The sequence below is a fragment of the Micromonospora fluostatini genome, assembly GCF_050410825.1.
Taxonomy (GTDB): Bacteria; Actinomycetota; Actinomycetes; order Mycobacteriales; family Micromonosporaceae; genus Micromonospora; species Micromonospora rosaria.
This window is the reverse complement of record NZ_CP191251.1, coordinates 1,381,061-1,399,363: the sequence shown is the minus strand read 5'-3', so window position 1 is coordinate 1,399,363 and position 18,303 is coordinate 1,381,061. Positions and strand designations below refer to the sequence as shown.

14 protein-coding genes are annotated in these 18,303 nt (G+C 73.6%); 8 read left to right on the top strand and 6 right to left on the bottom strand.

Annotated features, from left to right (window positions below; translation table 11 throughout):
* Positions 1-70: 70 nt before the first annotated feature.
* Complete coding sequence (locus ACQUFX_RS05940; protein ID WP_428965018.1) at positions 71-1,402, bottom strand: S8 family peptidase; 1,332 nt, start codon at positions 1,400-1,402, stop codon at positions 71-73.
* Positions 1,403-1,791: 389 nt separating this feature from the next.
* Between ACQUFX_RS05940 and ACQUFX_RS05935 the strand changes: the two genes are divergently transcribed.
* Positions 1,792-2,613 (top strand): maleylpyruvate isomerase family mycothiol-dependent enzyme, encoded by an 822-nt coding sequence (locus ACQUFX_RS05935; protein ID WP_428965017.1) that lies wholly within the window; start codon positions 1,792-1,794, stop codon positions 2,611-2,613.
* Positions 2,614-2,766: 153 nt separating this feature from the next.
* On the opposite strand, the gene ACQUFX_RS05930 is transcribed toward ACQUFX_RS05935, so the two are convergent.
* Complete coding sequence (locus ACQUFX_RS05930) at positions 2,767-4,125, bottom strand: endo-1,4-beta-xylanase (protein WP_428965016.1); 1,359 nt, start codon at positions 4,123-4,125, stop codon at positions 2,767-2,769.
* A gap of 441 nt (positions 4,126-4,566) precedes the next feature.
* Between ACQUFX_RS05930 and def the strand changes: the two genes are divergently transcribed.
* The 5 genes from def (at position 4,567) to ACQUFX_RS05905 (ending at position 9,008) form a co-directional block, all read left to right on the top strand.
* A complete protein-coding gene (gene def, locus ACQUFX_RS05925; RefSeq protein WP_428965015.1) occupies positions 4,567-5,115 on the top strand; it encodes a peptide deformylase in 549 nt (182 codons plus the stop codon).
* A gap of 299 nt (positions 5,116-5,414) precedes the next feature.
* The gene (locus ACQUFX_RS05920) at positions 5,415-6,503 is read left to right on the top strand and encodes a FecCD family ABC transporter permease (protein ID WP_428965014.1); all 1,089 of its coding nucleotides are present in this window, start codon (positions 5,415-5,417) and stop codon (positions 6,501-6,503) included.
* Positions 6,504-6,532: 29 nt separating this feature from the next.
* Positions 6,533-7,522 (top strand): ABC transporter substrate-binding protein, encoded by a 990-nt coding sequence (locus ACQUFX_RS05915; protein WP_428965013.1) that lies wholly within the window; start codon positions 6,533-6,535, stop codon positions 7,520-7,522.
* Positions 7,519-8,316, top strand: a complete 798-nt coding sequence (locus ACQUFX_RS05910; RefSeq protein WP_428965012.1) for an ABC transporter ATP-binding protein — start codon at positions 7,519-7,521, stop codon at positions 8,314-8,316. Before ACQUFX_RS05915 ends, ACQUFX_RS05910 begins: the two co-directional genes overlap by 4 nt.
* On the top strand, positions 8,313-9,008 hold the full coding sequence (locus ACQUFX_RS05905; RefSeq protein WP_428965011.1) for a class I SAM-dependent methyltransferase: 696 nt from the start codon (positions 8,313-8,315) through the stop codon (positions 9,006-9,008). Before ACQUFX_RS05910 ends, ACQUFX_RS05905 begins: the two co-directional genes overlap by 4 nt.
* 106 nt (positions 9,009-9,114) lie before the next feature.
* Here ACQUFX_RS05905 and ACQUFX_RS05900 read toward each other — a convergent pair whose 3' ends face one another.
* The 4 genes from ACQUFX_RS05900 to ACQUFX_RS05885 all read right to left on the bottom strand — a co-directional run bounded on the left by ACQUFX_RS05900 (position 9,115) and on the right by ACQUFX_RS05885 (position 15,927).
* Complete coding sequence (locus ACQUFX_RS05900) at positions 9,115-10,407, bottom strand: low temperature requirement protein A (RefSeq protein WP_428965010.1); 1,293 nt, start codon at positions 10,405-10,407, stop codon at positions 9,115-9,117.
* A 132-nt stretch (positions 10,408-10,539) separates the two neighbouring features.
* Complete coding sequence (locus ACQUFX_RS05895; protein WP_428965009.1) at positions 10,540-13,692, bottom strand: efflux RND transporter permease subunit; 3,153 nt, start codon at positions 13,690-13,692, stop codon at positions 10,540-10,542.
* A 202-nt stretch (positions 13,693-13,894) separates the two neighbouring features.
* Entirely contained in the window at positions 13,895-14,578 is a 684-nt protein-coding gene (locus ACQUFX_RS05890) for a response regulator (RefSeq protein ID WP_428965008.1), read from the bottom strand.
* Positions 14,575-15,927, bottom strand: a complete 1,353-nt coding sequence (locus tag ACQUFX_RS05885) for a sensor histidine kinase (RefSeq protein WP_428965007.1) — start codon at positions 15,925-15,927, stop codon at positions 14,575-14,577. Before ACQUFX_RS05885 ends, ACQUFX_RS05890 begins: the two co-directional genes overlap by 4 nt.
* 339 nt (positions 15,928-16,266) lie before the next feature.
* On the opposite strand from ACQUFX_RS05885, the gene rfbA reads away from it, so the two are divergent.
* Both rfbA and rfbB read left to right on the top strand, forming a co-directional pair.
* Positions 16,267-17,151: a glucose-1-phosphate thymidylyltransferase RfbA gene (gene rfbA, locus ACQUFX_RS05880; RefSeq protein ID WP_428965006.1), complete on the top strand. Its 885-nt coding sequence runs from the start codon at positions 16,267-16,269 to the stop codon at positions 17,149-17,151.
* A gap of 113 nt (positions 17,152-17,264) precedes the next feature.
* Entirely contained in the window at positions 17,265-18,254 is a 990-nt protein-coding gene (gene rfbB / locus ACQUFX_RS05875; protein WP_428965005.1) for a dTDP-glucose 4,6-dehydratase, read from the top strand.
* Positions 18,255-18,303 lie beyond the last annotated feature (49 nt).

Below are 18,303 nucleotides of genomic sequence, written 5' to 3'. Positions count from 1 at the left end.
GACGGAGTTGCCCGCCGGCACCGGCCCGACCGCCGCCGGCCGGGCGGCGCCGGGGCGGGCGGGCCGCCGCTCAGAGCAGGGGCGACAGGTGCAGCAGCCGGTTGGGTGAGCCGCTGCCCGGGTTGGTCACGACCGGGTTGGCGACACCGGTCAGATAGCCGGCCACCTGGGCCGGGGTCCACGCCGGGTTGTTGCTGAGCACCCGGGCGGCCATGCCGGCCACGTGGGTGGAGGCCTGGGAGGTGCCGCTCAACGGTGTGGTGGCGGTGGTCGACAGGTACGTGGCCGACACGACGTTCACGCCGGGGGCGAAGATGTCCAGGCACGGCCCCCAGTTGGAGAAGCTGGCCCGGCTGTCGTTCATCTGGGTCGCCCCGACGGTGAGCGCGGTCGGCACCGAGGCCGGCGAGAAGTTGCAGGCGTTGGCGTTCGAGTTGCCCGCCGGCACCGTCACCGTGACCCCGTCGGCGACGAGGTTCGCCACCGCCGTGTTCACCGCGTTGCTCAGGCCGACCATCAGGCCGAGGTTCGCCACGGCGGGCGGATCCCACGGCTGGTGGTCGGCGGCGATCCAGTTGAGGGCGTCGATCAGGACCGCCACCGTGCTCGGGGTGCCGGGCGCGGCGCAGTCGCCGGCCACCTTGACGGCGACCAGCACGACGTCCTTGGCCACCCCGTACGTCGTCCCGCCGATGGTGGCGGCGGCGTGCGTGCCGTGGCCGGTGCAGTCCTCCGCCGGCAGGCTGCCGTCGAGGGCGTCGTAGCCGTGGTACGCCTGACCGCCGAAGTCGGCGTGGCTGACGTGGATGCCGGTGTCCACCACGTACGCCCGGACGGGGTAGCCCTCGCTGACGTAGGTGTAGGTGGTGCTGAGCCCGGTCGGGGCGTCGAGCCGGTCCAGGTTCCACGGCGCGTTCTGCTGCGTGCTGGTCAACTCCAGCACCTGGTCGCGCTCGATGTGGGCCACCGCCGGGTGGGCGGCCAGTCGGCGGGCGACCGCCTCCGAGGTGCGGACCGAGAACCCGTTGAGCACGCCGCCCCAGACCCGGTCGGGTGTGGCCCCGAAGTGGCCGGCCAGGTCACCGGCGAGGGTGGAGACGGCGGCCTGCCGGGTACCGGCCCGGCCGCCGACCGCCTCGTCGCGGAGCACGACGACGTAGCTGTCGGGCCGCACCGCGACATCGTCGCCGCCGGGGAGCACCGCGACGCCGTCGCCGCCGGGGAGCACCGCGACGCCGTCGCCGCCCGGGAGCACCGCGACGGGCGCCGGGGCCCGGTGCGCGGAGGCCGCCGGTGCGGCGGAGCCGGTGGCGAGCAGGGCACCCGTGGCGAGCAGCGCCACGACCGCCCGGCGGCCACCTCGGCGGGGATCGGGGAGGAAAAACCGTCGAGGTACGTCCATCTCCAGCCCTCTTTCCGTCCTGGCCACACCCGCGCGTGGCGGCCACCCGCCCGGCACGCGCGTCGAGGCCGGTCGGACGGCGTCGGTGTCGCCAGAATCTACCGACGCGCCGGGGCCGGGAGAATCGTCGCAGGCATCGGCGGGCGTCATTTGTCGCAGCACGACAAAGATGCGGCCGGGAGGTATCAGAACGCCGGTCGCCGCTTCGCGGCCGGCGGCGGGACGGACGTGCGGACCGCACGGGCGGGCCGGGCGCGGGCCTCGGAACCGGCGTGACCGGCGGCTATCCTATGCGGACGGACCGACCAGGCGCACCGACGGACGGGGTGTCGACGCACGTCGGTGTCCGGCTGCCGTCACACCATCGACCCTGACCGAAGGATGCCGTTGTGCCTGATCTTGTGTTGACCGAGCGACGCGGACTGACGGTCGGCCCGGAACTGATCGGCGAGGAGGTCCGGCGGCAGCGGTCGAACCTGCTGCGCCTGCTGGCGACGCTCAACCCGCAGGACTGGGCCGCCCCGACCCGCTGCCCGGACTGGTCGGTGCACGACCTGCTGCGGCACATGCTCAACGTCACCGAGTTCCACGTCTGTCACCTCAGCGGGGATCCGGAGCTGGAGCGGTTCACCCGGCACGGCCCGTTCCGGCCGGCGATCACGCCCGCGCTGTGGCTGAAGGACTCGCCCGAGCAGACGCCGGAGGCGACCGTCGAGGCGTGGACGCAGATCGTGGCGGAGGAGCAGCGGCACTTCGCGGCCCGCGCCGCCGAGCCGGACGGTCCCCTGACCACCGGGCCGAGCACCCGTCAGCTGCACTGGTCGACGCTGTCCCTGCACGTGTTGTGGGACAACTGGATCCACGAGCGGGACGTGGCGCTGGCGCTCGGGCGGGAGCCGGAATCCCGGGCCGAGGACTTCCCGCTGGTCACGATGTACGGCCTGCTGATCGCCGGGGGTGTCGCCACGGTCACGGGTCACCCGCCGGCGGTCACGCTGGAGCTGGGTGACGACGCCACCACCCGGTACGAGATCGGTGTCGACGACGACGACGTCTTCGTCGCGGCCGGCGCCACCGGCGACCCGCACGGGTCCGGGTCGACCACCGAGGTGCTGGACAGTCTCTCCGGACGTGGTCCGGAGCTGGCCGAGGCGCTGCGGGCGCCGGCCTCCGTCGTCGCGCCCCTGGGCACGCTGCGCCTCGTCATGTGACGGGCACGCGCGCACCGGTCGCCCCGGTCCGGCCCGTGCGGGCGTGGACCGGGACAACCGGTGCGGGTTCGGACCTGCTCGGTGTCGATCACCTCGACCCGGCCCCCGCGCGCCGGTGGGCGACGAGGGCGTGGGTCGACCGGTGGTCGCGGGTCACCCGGCGGTGCAGGACCTGATCTGCGGTCGGGCGCTGGAGTTGCCGTTCGTCATCGTGGTGAAGCCGAACGTGTTGCCGCTGCCGTTGGAGCGCATCGTCATCACGTTGCCGCTGCTGTCCCAGGTGGGGTTACCGCTCCAGGTGCTGGAGATCTTCTGCGGCGAGGTGATCGCCACGACCACCGACCAGGTGCTGGCGCCGCTGACCGTCACCGAGGTGTTGTACCGGTCGCCCCAGACCTGACCGGGCGTCATCGTCGCGGTGCACCCGGTGCCGCCCGGCGGGGTGGTCGGCGGGGTGGTCGGGTTGCCGGTGCCGGGGGTGCCGTTGTTCAACGCGGTGAGCACGGCGTCGTACGCGGGCTTCTTGTTGCCGCCGCCGTCGAAGAGCAGCGGGCTCTCGTTGGAGCGCCACGAGTCGGAGTCGCGGATGCCCCAGACGGTGATGCCCTTGCAGCGGGCGACCGCGAGGCAGTCGTTGACGACGTTGCGGTACGCGTCGGACGGCGCGTTGCGGATGTCCAGCTCGGTGATGTGCACGTCCACGCCGAGGGCGGCGAAGCTGGACAGCGTGGTGCGGTAGTTGCCCGGGTAGTTCGAGCCACCGGTGAAGTGGGACTGCAGGCCGACGCAGTCGATCGGCACGCCCCGGTTCTTGAAGTCCTGGACCATCCGGTAGACCGCCTGGGTCTTGGCGTCGGTCCAGTTGTCGATGTTGTAGTCGTTGTAGCAGAGCTGCGCGTTCGGGTCCGCCTGCCGGGCGGCCCGGAAGGCGGCCTCGATCCAGTCGTTGCCGGTGCGCTGGAGGTTGGAGTCCCGGCGGGCCCCGCTGGAGCCGTCGGCGAACGCCTCGTTCACCACATCCCACCAGGCGATCTGGCCCCGGAAGTGGGTGGCGACCTGGGTGACGTGGTTGAGCATCGCGGTGCGCAGCGTGCTGCCGGACATGTTCTGCATCCAGCCGGGCTGCTGCGAGTGCCAGGCCAGGGTGTGTCCTCGGACCTGCATGCCCCGGCTGCGGGCGTGCTGGACGATCCGGTCCGCGGTGCCGTACGTGAACTGACCCTGCTGCGGTTGCAGCGCGTCGATCTTCATCTCGTTCTCGGCCGTGACCTGGTTGAACTCGCGGTTCAGGATGGTCGTGTACGCCGAGTCGTTCAGCTTGTTCGCCGCGACGGCGGTGCCGAAGTACCGGCCGCCACGCTCGGCGGCGGAGGCACCGAGGGTGCTCGCGGCGCTGGCGTTGCCGGGCAGGACCACGGCACCCACCACGGCCAGCAGCCCGACGGCCGAGACGGCGAGCGCGGCGCGGAGCCGCCTCCGCCGGGTGACGGTGCCGGCTGAGTCCTTGCTCATCTGACGCCCCTTCCAGCAGGTCCGGTGGGTCGCCCGGGGGCGGGCAGCACATCCGGACGTACGGGTCCAAACGGAAACGATCGTGTGATGTCCGCCAAAGGCGATCACATCGACTTCGATGATTCGGAGTATTTCAGCGGTGTTTCATCAGGGTCAATGACTTCCGGAAACTTTCGGACTGCCGTGACAGGCGGGCGAGCACGCTGAACCGCGCTGAGGTGCGTTGACGCTGTTCACCGGCGACGCGGTACCGCCAACCACACGCGGCTCCGACCGAACTTTCACGCCGACTTCCGGAAGTTCTCGGGGCACCCAGCCGGCACCCGGCGCCCCAGGTCCAGTCGACCACCGGCGGCGCGAGGCGCACGAGGCTCCACCACCCGGCCGCTGGCCGGCCCGCCGCTACTGCCAACTCTTGGCAGTTGCATAGAATGGGTCGCTGTGCAGACACCCACCGGCACCCCGCGTCCCATCACCCGGTACGGCACCCCCGTGCTGCACCGCCGCTGCGCCGAGGTGACCGTGTTCGACGACGCCCTCGCCCAGCTCGTGGCCGACATGTTCGCCAGCATGTACGCCGCACACGGGGTCGGCCTGGCCGCCAACCAGATCGGGGTGGACGCCCGGATCTTCGTCGTGGACTGCCCCGACGCCACCGGCGCCCACACCGTCGCCGCCGTGGTCAATCCCGTGCTCCACCTGCCCGAACGCCGGGACCTGGAGATCGACTCGGAGGGCTGCCTGTCCGTGCCCGGCCAGCGGGCCGAGGTGGCGCGGGCCGCCACCGCCACCGTCACGGGCCTCGACCCGGCCGGCGGTCCGATCCGGCTCTCGGGCACCGGCACCCTGGCCCGCTGCTTCCAGCACGAGGTCGACCACCTCGACGGGCTCGCCTACGTCGACCGCCTCCCCACCGCGCAGCGCAAGCGGATCCTGGCGGCCAGCGCCGAGCACCCCGGGGTCGGCGCCGGCGTGACCAGGGAGCAGTGAGTGGCCACCGCCCCGACCTCCGCCACCGCCGCCCCGGCCCACGCCGCCACCGCCGCCCCGGCGCACGCCGGCACCGCCCCGGCGCACGCCGTCGCCACGCCGACCTCCGCCGCCATCGGCCCTGGTCACGCCGCAGACCGCGGGCCGGGAGGGCCGAAAAGCGGCCAGTCCGGCACGGGCACGCGGATGGCAGGCGTCGGGCCGGTGAACTGCAGCTCACCGGCCTTCCGCCGGCTTGATCTTGCTGTTAGCTTCTGCCAAGTCTTTGCAGGAGCGAGGAGATTGCACAGGGGGTTAGGGTGACCGCCACCGCCCTATCGACGGGCCGGGACGACCTGCTCGGCGTCGCGGCGCAGCGCCGCCGGACCGGGTTCTGGCTGCTCGCGCTGACGGTCGGGCTGGTCCTGACCGGGCTGGTCGCGGTCGGTACCGGGGCGATCGGGATCGCCCCGACCACCGTGGCCCGGATCATCGGGTACCACCTCGTCGGGCTGCCGGGCGAGGTGACCTGGACCCCGCCGCAGGAGGCCATCGTCTGGCAGGTCCGGCTGCCCCGGGTCCTGCTCGGCATGCTCGTCGGCGCGGGCCTGGCGGTGTGCGGGGTGGCGTTGCAGGCCATGGTCCGCAACGTGCTGGCCGACCCGTACCTGCTGGGGATCAACTCCGGGGCCTCCAGCGGCGCCGCCGCGGCGATCCTGTTCGGGGCCGGGGCCGGCTTCGGGCAGTACGCCCTGTCCACCAGCGCCTTCCTCGGCGCGCTCGCGGCGGCGCTGCTGGTCTTCCTGATCGCCCGCAGCGGCGGCCGGGTGACCTCGATCCGGCTGCTGCTCGCCGGGGTCGCCGTCGGATACGCGCTGTACGCCACCACCAGCTTCCTGATCTTCGCCTCCGGGTCCGCCGAGGGCTCCCGGTCGGTGATGTTCTGGCTGCTCGGCTCCCTGGGCCTGGCCCGGTGGGACGCCCTGCTGCTGGTGGCCGCGATCGTGCTGGGCGGCACGGTCATCTACCTGACCGTCGCCGGGCGGCGGCTCGACGTCCTGGCCATCGGCGACGAGACCGCGCAGACCCTCGGGGTGTCCCCCGACCGGTTCCGGATGCGCCTGCTCGTGCTGGTCTCGCTCAGCGTCGGCGTGCTGGTCTCGGCGGCCGGCAGCATCGGTTTCGTCGGGCTCGTCGTCCCGCACCTGGCCCGGCGTCTCGTCGGGGCACCGCACGTCCGGGTGGTCCCAGTGGCCGCGCTGCTCGGGGCGATCCTGCTGGTCTGGGCCGACGTGGTCGCCCGGGTCCTGCTGGCCCCGCAGGAGATCCCGATCGGGATCATCACCGCCCTGCTCGGCGCCCCCTTCCTGCTGGTCCTGATCCGTCGTCTGCACGCCATCGGCGCCTGAGCGCCCCCACGTCGAGGGAGAACCCATCCATGAAGGTCACCCGGCTCGCCGTGACCGCGACGCTCTGCGCCACCGTGCTGCTCCTCGCCGCCTGCGGCGGCGGCAGCGGCGCGGGGACCTCGGCGGGGGGCGAGGGCTACCCGGTCACCGTCACCAACTGCGGCGTGGACGTCACCTTCGACGCCGCACCGCAGCGGGTCGTCCTGCTCAAGAGCGCGGCCGTGCCGTACCTGCACTCGCTCGGCGTCCTGGACCGGGTCACCGCCCGCGCCGGGCAGTACCCGAAGGAGTACTACGACGCCGCGACCATCGCCGCGCTGGACCGGATCCCGCTGCTGACCGACCGGACCGACACCAGCGGCCACCTCCAGATCTCGAAGGAGGTGGTGATCAGCCAACAGCCGGACCTGGTGCTCGGCGAGGTCGACAACCTGTCCCGCGACACGCTGTCGGCGGTGAACATCCCGCTGCTGGAGGAGCCGGCGATGTGCGCGAACAACACGGCCGTGCCCACCTTCGACGACATCTACGCCCAGATGCGGGCGTACGGCCGGGTGTTCGGCCGGGAGGCCGAGGCGGCGAGCGCGGTCACCGCGCTGACGGAGCGGGTGACGGCGATCCGGGCCCGGGCGGGGACGTCGTCCGGCCGGACCGCGGCGGTGCTCTACCCGACGGTCGGGGGCGGCGTCACGTACGCCTACGGCACGGCCAGCATGGCCCACCCGCAGTTGGAGGCGGCCGGCCTGCGCAACGTCTTCGGCGACAGCCCGGAACGGGTCTTCGAGGTCACCGTGGAGGAGCTGCTCGGCCGCGACCCCGACGTGCTGATCCTGCTGTACGGCGACGGCGACCCGAGGGCCGTCGAGCAGGGGCTGACCGGCCTGCCCGGGGCGGCGAACCTCAAGGCCGTCCGCGACGGCGCCGTGATGACCCAGCTCTTCAACTTCACCGAGCCGCCGAGCCCGTTGTCCGTCGACGGCCTGGAGCGGATCGTGGACCGTTTCGGGGCGAAGCCGTGATCGAGGCGACCGGGGTCTCCTGGCACTACGGCGCGAACCCGGTCATCGACGGGGTCAGCGTGACCGCCCGGCCGGGCCGGGTCCTCGGGCTGATCGGCCCGAACGGCACCGGCAAGACCACCCTGCTGCGGCTGCTCTACGGCGCGTTGCGCAGCCCGCACGGCCGGGTGCTGGTCGACGGCGACGTCCTGTCCGGTCTGCCCGCGCGGGAGGCCGCGCGCCGGCTGGCCGTGGTCGTGCAGGAGAGCGGCGGGGAGACCGCGCTGACCGTGGCCGAGCTGGTGCTGCTCGGCCGGGGGCCGCACCTGTCGACGTTCCAGCGCACCGGGCCGGCCGACCACGAGATCGCGGCCCGCTGCCTGACCCGGGTCGGCGCCGCGCACCTGGGCGCGCGGGCCTTCGCCAGCCTCTCCGGCGGCGAACGGCAGCGGGTGCTGATCGCCCGTGCCCTCGCCCAGCAGGCCACCCACCTGCTGCTCGACGAGCCGACCAACCACCTGGACATCCGGTACCAGCACGAGGTCCTGCACCTGGTACGCGACCTGGGCACCTGCTCGGTCGTCGTGCTGCACGACCTCAACCTCGCCGCCCGGTACTGCGACGACCTGGTGCTGCTGGGCCGGCACGGGGTCGCCGCCGCCGGCACCACCGACGAGGTGCTGGACCCGGCGGTCCTCGAACCGGTGTACGGCATCGGCATCCGTCGCCTGGAGCTCGACGGTGCCATCCACCTGCTGTTCCACCCCATCGACCAGACCATCGAACGACGCATCGACGAACGGAGTGCCGCATGACGGCGCAGGAACGCATCAACGCCTACTGGACCGGCCGCGCACCGGACTACGACGAGTACCAGCAGCGACCCGACCGGCTCGCCGCCGACCGGGAGGCGTGGTCGCGGATCTGGGCCGAGGCGCTGCCGCCGGCGCCGGCGGACGTGCTCGACGTCGGCACCGGGACCGGGCAGGTCGCCATGGTGCTGGCCGGGCTCGGGCACCGGGTCACCGGCATCGACCTGGCCGAGGGCATGCTGGACCGGGCCCGCCAGCACGCCGCCACGCTGGCGAACCCGCCGGTGATCCGGCTCGGCGACGCCGTCGCGCCGGACTTCCCGGCCGGCAGCTTCGACGCGGTGACCAGCCGGTACCTGATGTGGACCCTGCGCGAGCCGGAGGTCGCCGTGGCGAACTGGGCCCGGCTGGTACGGCCCGGCGGCGTCGTCGCGGTGGTCGACAGCACCTGGTTCCCCGGCGGGCTGGACAACGCCTCGGAGAACTTCACCGACTTCTACGACGCCCGGGTGCGGGACGTGCTGCCGCTGGCCGCCGCGACCTCCATCGACCAGACCGTGGCGGTGCTGGAGAAGGCGGGCCTGTCGGAGGTCACGGTCACCCCGCTGACCACCATCTACGAGCTGGACCGGCGCTTCGGTGTGGCACCGGACCACGAGCACCAGATGCAGTACCTGATCGCCGGCCGGAGCTGAGCACCTCCGGCCGGTGTCCCGGGCCGGCGCGGGCAGCGGCCCGGGACGGCCGGCGGACGCCGGGTGACGGCACGCCGGGCGTCGGCTGCCCGGCGTCCGCCGACCGTCACAGGTGCCGGCGACGCCACTCGGACTGCTCCGACTCGGCGGCGACCTGCTCCTCCAGCGCCGTCTGTCGCACCTGTCCGCGCAGCGGGTCGGCCCGGCGCAGCCCGGACACCACCACGGTGACGCAGACCAGCGCCAGCGCGCCCAGCCCGAGCAGGGCGGGGAGCCGGCTGACCGCGGGCAGCACGAAGCCCAGCACGATGAGCGCGACGGCCGGGGCCAGCCGGGACCGCCGGCTGACCCGCCGGCCCAGGACGAGCAGCCCGGCCACGTAGACGATCACCCCGCCGAACAGGGCCGCGTCGTCGATCCCGGCCGGGCGGACCAGCCAGCCGTTGCCGGCCTGCGCGGCGATGGTGGTCAGGTACCGCTTGAGCCCGAGCGCGAACAGGATGACCCCCACGATCAGCACGAAGTGCAGGCACAGGTAGGCGTCCCGGGCGAGCGCCGCCCGCTCGCCCGGGTCGCGGGTGCGGTGCATCTTCTGCTCCAGGGCCGACGCGAGGGTGTCGAAGTACATCCACCACATCGCCGCGATGACGGCGACACCGAGGATGCCGGCCGCGATCACCGGCCAGGTCAGGGGCAGGTCACTGGTCAGCTTCGCCCCCAGACCCAGCGCGATGATCGACTCCCCGAGCGCGATGAGCACGATGAGGGCGTACCGTTCCGCCCAGTGTCCGGCCGAGACGACCGCCAGGCCCGCGCCCTGCGCGTTGGCCCCGGCGGCGAACTCCACCCCCACGGCGGACGCCCACAGCCCGAGTTGCAGCCAGGCGAGCCACGGTGCCTGCGCCAGGGACGGCACCAGCCCGGCGGTCAGGACCAGCAGCATGCTGGCCAGCACCGGCACGACCAGCCGTCGCCGGGTCCCGCCCACCTCCCGGCCCCGGGCCACCAGCACGAAGACCTGGAGCCCGCGGATCACCAGGTAGCAGGCGGCGAAGACCAGCGGCCCGGGGGCGCCGCCGGGCCGGTCCGCGAGGGCCTCGGGCAGCGACAGGGTGAGCACCAGCAGCGCCGCCACCGTCACCGCGCCGATCAGCGGGACCACGCCCCGGTCGGCCCGCAGGTAGTTGCCCAGGCCGGCGAAGCTGGCCCAGCACGACCAGAGCAGGGCCAGGACCACCAGGCCGGCCAGGAGCGCGGTGGCGGTGAGGTCCTCCGCCAGGATCGTGGTGACGTTGAGGAACGCGAACACGAACACCAGGTCGTAGAAGAGTTCCAGGCGCGTGACCCGCGACCCGGGCGCGGCGGGGAGGAACCGGCCCGGGTGGCGCAGGGAGCTCACCCTGCCGATTCTGGCAGCCCCGCGACGACGCCGAGGCGGAACGACCGGGTCGGCCGCCGTCGGCACGCGGGAGGTCCCCGGTCGACCGCCCGGGGGCGGCGCGTCGACCGGGGACCGGTCCGCCGGTGGCGGTCAGCGCACGGCGGCGGCCGCCTCGTTGGCCCCGGAAGGACCGTCCGGAACCGGCGCCGGTGGCTCGACCCGGCGAGGCCGGCCGCCGCGCCGCGACTCGACCATCGCGTAGAGCGTGGGTACCAGGACCAGGGTCAGCAGGGTCGAGCTGACCAGGCCGCCGATCACCACGATCGCCAGCGGCTGGGAGATGAACCCGCCGTGGGCGCCGATGCCGAGCGCCATCGGCGCGAGAGCGAGGATCGTCGCCAGGGCGGTCATCACGATCGGGCGCAGTCGCCGCCGGCCGCCCTCGACGAGGGCGTCGGTCAGCGGCATCCCCTGCTCCCGGTACTGGTTGACCAGGTCGATCAGGACGATCGCGTTGGTCACCACGATGCCGATCAGCATCAACAGGCCGATCAGGCCGGCCAGGCCCAGCGGGGTGCCGGTGAGCAGCAGCAGCAGGATCGCGCCGGTGGCCGCGAACGGCACCGAGACGAGCAGCACCAGGGTCTGCCGGACGCTGCGGAAGGTGGCCAGCACGATGAGGAAGACCAGCGCCACGGCGGCGGCCATCGCCAGGCCCAGTTGCCGGAACGCCTCCTCCTGGTCGGCGTTCACCCCGCCCAGCGACCAGGTCACCCCGGCCGGCAGGTCGACGCCGTCCAGTGCCTCCCGGACCGCCGTGCCGGCCGCGCCGGTGTCCGTACCGGCCGGTTCGGCGGTGACGGTGACGGTCGGCTCCCCGTCGACCCGGGTCCGGCTGGTGGGGGCGTCGACCAGGTCGACGGTGGCCACCTGGTCGAGCCGGACCCGGCCGGCCGGGGTGGTGAGGGCGAGCGCGCGTACCTCGTCGACGCTGGTCGGCACGTCGGTGCCCGGGTCGAGCACCAGGTCGTACCGGGCGTCGCCGATGGTCAGGGTGTTCACCGTCCGGCCCTGGACCGCCCGGCCGACCACCTCGGCGAGCACCGCGTCGGTGAGCCCGTACCGGCCGGCGCGCGCCGGGTCGGCGGTGACCGTGATCTGCGGGGCGGCCTCGGCCAGGTCGCTGGTGACCTTCCGCAGGGCCGGCAGGCCGGCGAGGGCGTCGACCACGGTGCCGGTGGCGGCCCGCAGGGCGGCGGGGTCGTCGCCGGTCAGCGCGATCTGGACGAGGCTCTGGGCGGCCTCCCCGGTGCCGACCGTGAGGTCACCGACCCCGGTCAGGGCGGCCAGCCGCTCGGTGAGCAGGTCCCGGGTGGCCGCCGGGTCGGCGTCCGGGGCGAGCGCGACCTGGAAGCTGGCGGTGTCCACGCCGGCTCCGCTGAACGCCGCGCCGAACCCGCCGGCCGACCCGATCGTCACCTGGTAGGACTCGACCTCCGCGAGCCCGCTCAGCACCTGCTCCACCCGCTGGGCGGCCGCGTCGGTGACCCCCAGGCCGCTGCCCGGGGCGAGACGTTGGGTGACGGTCAGCGTGTCCCCGCCCTCGTCGCCGATGAAGGTGGTCTTCAGCAGCCCGGCCAGGCCGACGCTGGCCAGCAGCGTCACCACCCCGAACACGAGCACCCGGCGCCGGTGGGCCAACGACCGGTGCAGGACGGTCACGTACCGGCGCTGCAGCCACCCGTTGCGTTCCGCCTCCTCGGCCTCGCGGCGGAACCGCTCCGGGTCCGCGCCGACCGGCGGCGGCGTCAGGAACCAGTACGCCAGCACCGGGATCACGGTCAACGAGACCACCAGGGACGCCAGCATCGCCACCGCGACGGTGAGCGAGAACGGGGTGAAGAGTTCCCCGACCAGGCCACTCACCGCCATGATCGGCACGAAGACGGCGACCGTGGTGAGGGTCGACGAGGTGACCGCCCCGGCGACCTCCCGTACCCCGGTCCGGACCGCCTCGGCGCGGGCGGTGCCGTACCCGAGGTGCCGTTTGATGTTCTCCAGCACCACGATGGAGTCGTCCACCACCCGGCCCACCGCGATGGTCAGCGCGCCGAGGGTGAGCACGTTCAGCGACAGGCCCTGCTGCCAGAGCACGATCAGGGCGATCACCAGGGAGAGCGGGATGGAGACCGCCGCCACGACGGTCGAGCGCAGCGAGCGGAGGAAGAGCACGATCACCAGGACGGCCATCACCATGCCGAGCGCGCCCTTGACCAGCAGCCCCTGCACGCTGTCGCGAACCGACGGCCCGAAGTCGGAGACCACGGTCAGCGCGGCGCCCTCGCCGAGCGCGTCACGCAGGTCGGGGAGTCGCTCGTGGACCTGCTCGGAGATGTGGGCGGAGCTGCCGCCGGTACCCATGGTGAGGGCGACGCCGAGGCTGGGCCGGCCGTCGGTCCGGGTCAGGGAGGTGGCCGGCGCCTCGGTCACGGTGACCGTGGCGACGTCGGCCAGGCGGACCGGTCGGGCGGCGCGCCCGCCGGCGTCCCCGCCCGGGGCGGCGGGGGCGACGGTGAGCTGTTCCAGGTCCCGGGGCGCGGCGAGGGGGCCGCCGACCTGCACGCTGATCACCGAACGGTCGTCGCTGACCGTGCCCGCCGGCCGGGTCCGCCCGAGCGGGGCGAGCGCCGCCGACAGCGCGTCGACGGTCAGCCCGGCGGCGGCCAGTTTCGCCGGGTCGGGCGTGACCCGGACGACCCGGCCCCGTTCGCCGCTGACCGTCACCTCGTTCACCCCGTCGATGCGCTCCAGTTCGGGCGCCACCCGGGACCGCACCCGGCCGGCCAGCTCCTGCTGGTCCATCGTGGACGAGGCCACGGAGAGGGTGAGGGTCGGCAGGTCGGAGGTGCTGGCGACGAAGACCTGCGGGCTCACGCCGGTGGGCAGCGTCGCGGCGGCCTTCGAGACGGCGGTGACGACCTGCGCCTGGGCGTCGGTCAGATCCGTGCCGTAGGTGAAGAACAGCGCCACCGTGGCCGCCCCCTGCCGGGAGGTCGAGGTGGTGCGCTCGATCCCGGCGACGCCGGCCACCGCGGCCTCCAGCGGCTCGACGATCTGCTGTTCGACGACGGCCGGTGAGGAGCCGGGGTCGGCGGCGACGATCCCGACCACCGGCAGGTTCAGGTCCGGCAGGACCTGCTGTTTGATCGAGGGGATCACCGCGGCGCCGAACGCCAGGACGAGGAGGAAGATCAGCGCCGCCAGTTTCCGGTGCGCGAGGCTGATCGTGGACAGCCAGGACATGTGACTCTTCTCTGTGCATCGGGCCGGACTCGCGGGTGTCGTCGTGCCCGGCCCGCCTGGGCCGGCCACGGTCCCGCCACGATCGAGTCTGGCCAGCCGGCGGCCTCCGGTCGTCGGCCTGCCGGCCGCACTCCGGGCTGCGTCCCAGGGAGCAGCGACCGGGCCCGGGTCTACTCCCCCAGGAGCAGTCGCCCGGGACCGCTCACCCCACCAGGCCGGCGTCCCCCGGCCGGACCAGCCCGCACTCGTAGGCGAGCACGACCAGTTGCGCCCGGTCCCGGACGGCGAGCTTCGTCATGATCCGACCGAGGTGGCTCTTGACCGTCAACGGGCTCAGGTAGAGCCGGTCGGCGATGGCGACGTTGGACAGCCCGGCCGCGACCAGCACCAGCACCTCCCGTTCCCGTGGAGTCAGGTCGGCCAGCCGTTCGTGGTGGTGACCGGGCAGGGCACGGGGCTGCGCCCGGAACCGGGCGATCAGGCTCCGGGTGGCCACCGGGGAGAGCAGCGCCTCGCCGGCCGCCACGACCCGGATCGCGGTCAGCAGTTCCTCCGGGGTGACCCCCTTGCCGAGGAAGCCGCTGGCCCCCGCCCAGAGCGCCTCGACGACGTACTCGTCCTGTTCGAAGGTGGTGAGGATCAGCACCTTCACCCCGGTCAGGTCGGCCGCTTCGCTGATCATGCGGGTCGCCGACAGGCCGTCGGTGCCGGGCATCCGGATGTCCATCAGGACGACGTCGGCCCGGCCGGACCGGGCGCGTTCGACCGCCTCCCGGCCGTCGGCCGCCTCGCCGACCACCGTCATCCCGTCGGTCGCGTCGATGAGCAGCCGGAACGTCGCGCGCAGCAGCGCCTGGTCGTCGGCGAGCACCACCCGGATCGTCATCGCGTCCGCTCCGTCCCGCACGCCACGCCCGCGCCGGCCGCCGTACCGGCACCGGCCGCCGTACCGGACCCGAGCGCCGGGGCGGGGCCGGTCACCGGGTCGGTTCCGCCGTCGCTCGCCCCGCCCGCCGACGGGTCCGGTGCGGCCGGTCGGGGCCGGCCGTCGCCGGGCAGCGGCAGCTCCACGGCGACCTCGAAGCCCCCGCCGGGGCGGGGCCCGGCCCGGAAGGTGCCGCCCACCGCCTCGGCCCGTTCCCGCATGCCGATCAGGCCGTGGCCGTGCCCCGGGCCGTCGCCGTCGCCCGCGGCGGCGTCCCGGCCGTGTCGGCCGTGTCGGCCGGGACCACCGCCCCGGTCGCTGACCAGCAGGTCGAGGGTGGCCCCGGCCCGGACGTCGAGCCGGACCCAGGCCCGGGTGACCCCGGCGTGCTTGTGGACGTTGGTCAACGCCTCCTGCACGATCCGGTACGCGGACAGGTCGACCAGGGGCGGCAGCTCGCCGAGCCCGCCGTCCCGGGACACCTCCACCACCAGCCCGGCGTGCCGGAACGACGCCACCAGGTCGTCCAGGTCGGCCAGGCCGGGGACCGGGTCGCGGGGCCCGGCCGGGTCACCGGACTGCCGCAGCAGCCCGACGGTGGCCCGCAGTTCGTCCAGGGCGGACCGGGAGGTCTCCCGGATGTGACCGAGCGCCTCCCGGGCCAGTTCGGGCTGCCGGTCCATCAGGTGCACCGCGATCCCGGCCTGCGCGTTGACCAGGGCGATGTGGTGGGCCACCGCGTCGTGCAGGTCCCGGGCGATCCGGATCCGTTCCGCCAGGACCCGCCGCCGGGCCTCCTCCTCCCGGGTGCGTTCGGCCCGTTCGGCGCGTTCCCGCATCGCGTCGGTGTAGGCCCGCCGGTTGCGGACCGCGTCCCCGACCGACGTGCCGAGCGCCGCCCAGATCACCAGGCCGAACAGGTCCGTGCCGGGGCGGCCCTCGACCAGCGCGCCACCGGCCAGCACGAGCGCGGCGACCGTCCCGCTGAGCAGGGCGGTCCGCCGGTCGGTCCGGACGCAGGCCGTGTAGAGGGCGATCAGGACGCCGACCAGCGAGCTGTCGGTGCCGACCACGGCCCGCTCCACGGTCGCCGCGAGCAGCGCCACGGCCAGCGCGGGCAGCGGACGGCGGCGGCGGGCGGTGATCGCCGTCGCCGCCAACGCGACGCAGCCCACCATGGCCGGATCGGCCGCGCCGAGCCCGTCCGGTGCCGTGGCCAGGCTGAGCCCGGCCACGGTGAGCGCGAGCGCCAGGTCGGCCACGGTCGGATGGGCCCGGACGGGGGCGCGGGCCCGGTCGATCACCCTCATCCGGCCAGGGTATGACGCCGGTCGCGGCCGGACATCGTCCCGGAGAACCAATCCGGGCTGGTCACCGGCGCGGACCGGGGAGCACCGGGGGTGACCGCGTCCGGGCCGGGGTCCTGCGGCGCGGGCCGACCGGACCCGGACCCGGTCGTCCGGCGCCGGCCTCGACCGGCCGGCCCCGGTCAGCCGGCCCCGGCACGGTGGTGCTGGTGTACCACGGTTACCAGGTGTACCGGAGGCCGGCGGGCCGTCTCCGCCGACGCCCGCCGAGCAGACGATTGACACATTCGGGTGGGCATTCATCACATTTACTGGCAGCAATTCTATTGTTATGCTGCGGCGATGCGAGGAATCCTGCTGGCCGGCGGCACGGGATCGCGGTTGTGGCCTATCACGCAGGCGGTATCGAAACAACTCATGCCGGTCTTCGACAAGCCGATGATCTACTATCCGCTGTCCACCCTGGTGATGGCCGGGGTCAGCGAAATCATGGTGATAACCAGTCCGGAGGACCAGTCGCAGTTCCAGCGACTGCTCGGTGACGGAAAGCAGTGGGGTCTTTCCCTGACGTACGGGGTGCAGCCCCGACCCGAGGGGATCGCGCAGGCGTTCATCATCGCCCGGGAGTTTCTGGCCGGCGGGCCCGCCGCCCTCATCCTCGGCGACAACATCTTCCACGGGGTGGGGCTGGGCCGGAAGTTGGCCGGGCACACCAACCCGACCGGCGGGGAGATCTTCGGGTACCCGGTCGCCGACCCGTCGGCGTACGGTGTGGTGGAGTTCGACGAGGCGGGGCGGGTGCTCTCGATCGAGGAGAAGCCGGCCCGGCCACGATCGCGCTACGTGGTGCCGGGGCTCTACTTCTACGACAGCGACGTGGTGCGGATCGCGGAGCGGTTGACGCCCAGCGCCCGGGGGGAGCTGGAGATCAGCGCGGTGAACCAGGAGTACCTGCGCCGGGGCACGCTGAGCCTGACCCTGCTCGACCGGGGCACGGCCTGGCTGGACACCGGCACGTTCACCAGCCTCGTCCAGGCCGGGGAGTACGTCCGGGTGATCGAGGAACGACAGGGCTTCAAGATCGGATGCGTGGAGGAGACGGCGTGGCGCGCCGGGTTCCTCGACGACGACGAGCTGCGGGCCCTCGCCGGCCCGCTCACGCGCAGCGGGTACGGGGACTACCTGCTCCGGTTGCTCGACTGGAAGGCGACGTCCCCGCTGTCCTGACGCACGACCGAGCCGGCCGCCCGCCCGCCGTCGGCGGATCGGGTGCCGCCGGGTGGAGAATGCTCTTGTCCACGTCCGGGCGGGCGACGGCCCGGCCCGAGAAGGGTGACCCCATGCGCATCCTGGTGACGGGCGGTGCGGGTTTCATCGGCTCGCACTTCGTCCGGGAACTGCTGTCCGGCGCCTACCCCCACTGGGAGAACGCCCGGACGGTGGTGCTCGACAAGCTGACCTACGCCGGCAACCCGGCCAACCTCGCGCCGGTGGCCGACGACCCGAACCTCACCTTCGTCCAGGGCGACATCTGCGACCCGGTGGTCGTCGACGACCTGATGCGCGACGTCGACCTGGTCGTGCACTTCGCGGCCGAATCGCACGTGGACCGGTCGATCGCGGACGCCTCGGCGTTCGTCCGGACCAACGTGCAGGGCACCTTCACGCTGCTGGAGGCGGCGGTCCGCGCGGGCGTCGGCCGGTTCGTGCACGTGTCGACCGACGAGGTGTACGGCTCGATCGAGCACGGCGCCTGGGCCGAGGACCAGCCGCTCTCCCCCAACTCCCCGTACGCCGCCACCAAGGCCGCCTCCGACCACCTGGCGCTGGCCTTCCACCGCACCCACGGGCTGCCGGTCTGCGTGACCCGCTGCTCCAACAACTACGGCCCGTACCAGTACCCGGAGAAGGTCATCCCGCTGTTCGCGACCAACCTGCTGGACGGCCTGACCGTGCCGCTCTACGGGGACGGACGCAACAGCCGGGACTGGCTGCACGTCGACGACCACTGCCGGGGGATCCAACTCGTCGCCTCGAAGGGCCGGCCGGGTGAGGTCTACCACATCGGCGGCGGCACGGAGCTGAGCAACGCCGAGCTGACCGCCCGGCTGCTCGACATCTGCGGCGCGGACGCCACCGCGGTCCGTCGGGTCCCCGACCGCAAGGGCCACGACCTGCGCTACTGCCTCGACATCTCCAAGATCACGGCCGAACTCGGGTACGCCCCCCGGACCGGTTTCGCCGAGGGAATCGCGGAGACCGTCGAGTGGTACCGCACCCACCGCGACTGGTGGGAGCCGCTGAAGGCCACGCCGCCCGGCACGACCTGACGGGGCGGTGGCGGGACCGGGCCGGGCACGCACCGGACCGGCCCCGCCA

Bases quoted from the DNA above. Each gene is read 5' to 3' on its own strand.
- ACQUFX_RS05940 (WP_428965018.1), bottom strand. From the start codon at position 1,402: ATGGACGTACCTCGACGGTTTTTCCTCCCCGATCCCCGCCGAGGTGGC.
- ACQUFX_RS05930 (WP_428965016.1), bottom strand. From the start codon at position 4,125: ATGAGCAAGGACTCAGCCGGCACCGTCACCCGGCGGAGGCGGCTCCGC.
- ACQUFX_RS05915 (WP_428965013.1), top strand. From the start codon at position 6,533: ATGAAGGTCACCCGGCTCGCCGTGACCGCGACGCTCTGCGCCACCGTG.
- ACQUFX_RS05905 (WP_428965011.1), top strand. From the start codon at position 8,313: ATGACGGCGCAGGAACGCATCAACGCCTACTGGACCGGCCGCGCACCG.
- ACQUFX_RS05895 (WP_428965009.1), bottom strand. From the start codon at position 13,692: ATGTCCTGGCTGTCCACGATCAGCCTCGCGCACCGGAAACTGGCGGCG.
- ACQUFX_RS05890 (WP_428965008.1), bottom strand. From the start codon at position 14,578: ATGACGATCCGGGTGGTGCTCGCCGACGACCAGGCGCTGCTGCGCGCG.
- ACQUFX_RS05885 (WP_428965007.1), bottom strand. From the start codon at position 15,927: ATGAGGGTGATCGACCGGGCCCGCGCCCCCGTCCGGGCCCATCCGACC.
- rfbA (WP_428965006.1), top strand. From the start codon at position 16,267: ATGCGAGGAATCCTGCTGGCCGGCGGCACGGGATCGCGGTTGTGGCCT.
- rfbB (WP_428965005.1), top strand. From the start codon at position 17,265: ATGCGCATCCTGGTGACGGGCGGTGCGGGTTTCATCGGCTCGCACTTC.